Below are 2622 nucleotides of genomic sequence, written 5' to 3'. Positions count from 1 at the left end.
GGCGGCCAGCAGCACGCACAGCACGGCGAACACCGCCGCGCGCAGGCTCCGTACCTCTGGGGACGCACTCATGGAGCCCAGATACTGCCATGGCGGAGATCGCGCCGAAGGCGGCGCCCCCGATCGCGCCACCGATCGCCATGTTCTTGATGGCGTTCGGGTCGAGGTGCTTGCGGGTACCCTCGAGGATCTCGATGGCCTGCAGGAGCGTCTCCAGCCCCGTCATGGTGGCCGCACCGATCGCCGCCGACATGAGCAGCCGCCGCAGGATCGCCTGGATCACCTGCCGCACGCCGGTGATCAGCGCGGGCACGGCGGCGAGCCCGAACAACGTGTTCGCCAGGAACGCCAGCTCCACCAGCATCCAGGCGAGCATCGCCTCCACCATGTAGGTGGCGTGCTCGACCTCGAGGGCGAACTCCTCCGCCTTCACCTGCAGCCCGTCCGCCGCCTTCGCCAGCTCGGGCAGCGTCGTACCCAGCGTCCGCATGTACTCGTCGAACGCCTCGGCCGGCTGACCGCTGAGGTTGGACAGGACGGCGGAGCGGACCGCGGTGACCTCGCTCACCATGCCCTCGACCTGCCGCGCCAGGTTGCCCCAGACCGCGCCCTGCTGCCGCAGCAGGGCCGGGTCAGCCTCCGGCAGCTGCGTACCGGTGATCAGCGCAGCCCATCGGAGGGGCTCGGGGACGGGACTCACGCGCGACCGCGCCCGCCGCCGCGACCGCTGCCGCCGCCGCTGCCGCCCGTCTGCCCGTTGAGCCGACCCGTGATCTGCGTGGCCGCCGTATTGGCGTCCGCGAAGTTCTTGGCCATGGCCCGCAGGTTCTCGGCAGAGGTACCCAGCACCTGACTCAGACCGTTGCCGCCCGTGAGGATGTCCTCGGCGGTCGGGACGTATCCGCTCGCGAACTGCCGACCGGGCTTGTCGTTCCCCCACGCCTTGGACCCGTCCGCGGCCAGCATGGCCGCGGCCTCCTTGAAAGCTCCCCCCAAACGCTCGGCCAGCGCCACCAGGGGAACGCTCGCGTTCTGGAGCCCGTCGGGGTTGACAGAGAAGTTCTCAGGCATGGGAAGGCTCGATTCTGCACGGGTGGGTCGGGGAGTCGGTCTGCGGCCCGGAGTACGGCCGTGGCCCGGTAGGGCCGGACGACCGGGGCCGGTGGTGCAGGTCAGTTGTGTGCGATCCGGGGCCCTTCACCGGCCCGTCGCACCACGCGTCCCTGGTCCACGTACTCCCGCACTCCGTCCGGCATGGCCGGCTCCGAGGGCATCAGCTCGGCCACATCGGCCGTGCCGCTCAGCAGTCGCGCGGCGTCAACTCCTTCGGGCAGATGCGGGGCCATGACCTCGGCGAGGGCGGCGGTGGCCTTCGCCCTGGCCTCCTGGACGGTGGTGACCATGAGGTCCGCCAGCTCCTTGGGGGCCATGCTGCGGTAGGCGCCGGTGGGGAACTCCACCGACAGCACCTCGCCCTGCGGTCCAACCGTGACCTTCATGGCCTGCGCCTTGGCCGTGGCGGTGCCCGACACCTCGCTCATACGGCGCTGCAGTTCACCGATCTGCGCCAACTGCGCCTGGTAACCCGCCCGCAGTTCCTCGATCTGCTCGTCGAACGGCGTGGACACCTGCTCGCTCCTCAGACGGTCGGTTGTCGTCCCCCGGAACAACTCCGGTGAGACGCGAGGCGGTTGCCGCCTCTTGTCCGATCACTCAACACGACCGGACGGCGCAAGCGAACCGCAGCTCATGACGCGTGCCCGCACGAACACCGACGTTGTCCGAAGAGACGCGGGCCCCTCCGGCGACAGGCAGGTCAGGCGGGACGGCCCGCGCGCGTCGACGTGGCCGCCGCCGTGTCGGCCTCGTCGGTTCCGCTGTCCTCGACGGCGCCCTCGGATGCGCTCTCTTCCCTGTCCGCGGCCTCCGGGTCGACGCTCCCGGACGCAGCCTCTTCCCTGTCCGCGGCCTCGGAGAGTGCGTCGAGGAGCGGTTGTGTCTCCACTGTCAGGGAGACGGAACCGGCCGGGTTGAGGTAGAGCAGGTGGTCGGGCGGGAGCAGTCCGACGACGTCCCGGCACGGCATGACCTGGTACGCCAGTCGCCCGGCCGTGTCGACATGGGGCTGGGCGGTGAAGACGGGCACGACCGCGGTGCCCTCCGGCGTCACGGCGGTGACGACTCCGCCGTCCGGGCGCACGAACACCGCGAGTTCACTGTCGACGAGGGCCCGTACGACCTCCTCGGGGCGGCCGTAGCCGGTGGCGGCCCGCTGCACCGCGTGGTCCGCCGGGTCCGTCGGCGGGTTCCAGCCGAGCGCGGCGGGCGAGGGGCGGTACGTGTCGTTGTCCAGCCACTCGACGATCTCTCCGGTCGCGTCCGAGCGCCACTGGCCGACGACGGCCCAGCTCGGCGGTGGTCCCTCTGCCTCGTCCCAGGCCGGGTCGACCATTCCGAACCAGTGGTCCGGGGCTTGGCGTGCGGCCTCCCGGATGTCCTCGGGCGGTTCCGGCATGACAGGTGTGTCGGTCCGTTTCTTCCCCTCCCTGGCCGGCGTACGGGTGGCGCACGCCTGGTCGGGAGTCCTCGGCGTCCCCCGCGACTGGTGCGCCACCGTCACCC

Annotated in this window: 4 protein-coding genes; all 4 read right to left on the bottom strand. The window is 71.3% G+C overall.

Annotated elements, in window-relative coordinates; genetic code table 11:
• The coding region (locus tag ABZ656_RS57430; protein WP_360280646.1) for a hypothetical protein at window positions 1–700 on the bottom strand (700 nt) is incomplete at its 3' end.
• Entirely contained in the window at window positions 697–1071 is a 375-nt protein-coding gene (locus ABZ656_RS57425; RefSeq protein WP_101402706.1) for a hypothetical protein, read from the bottom strand. The genes ABZ656_RS57430 and ABZ656_RS57425, both read right to left, overlap by 4 nt.
• A 101-nt stretch (window positions 1072–1172) precedes the next feature.
• A complete protein-coding gene (locus ABZ656_RS57420) occupies window positions 1173–1628 on the bottom strand; it encodes a YbaB/EbfC family nucleoid-associated protein (protein ID WP_101402705.1) in 456 nt (151 codons plus the stop codon).
• 188 nt (window positions 1629–1816) lie between these two features.
• A complete protein-coding gene (locus tag ABZ656_RS57415) occupies window positions 1817–2515 on the bottom strand; it encodes a type VII secretion system-associated protein (RefSeq protein WP_360280642.1) in 699 nt (232 codons plus the stop codon).
• Window positions 2516–2622: the final 107 nt, after the last annotated feature.

Origin of the sequence: Streptomyces sp. NPDC007095 (genome assembly GCF_040634475.1) — a bacterium.
In the GTDB taxonomy this organism is placed as follows: domain Bacteria; phylum Actinomycetota; class Actinomycetes; order Streptomycetales; family Streptomycetaceae; genus Streptomyces.
The sequence above is the reverse complement of the archived record's forward strand: the minus strand, read 5'-3'. Positions and strand labels throughout refer to the sequence as shown.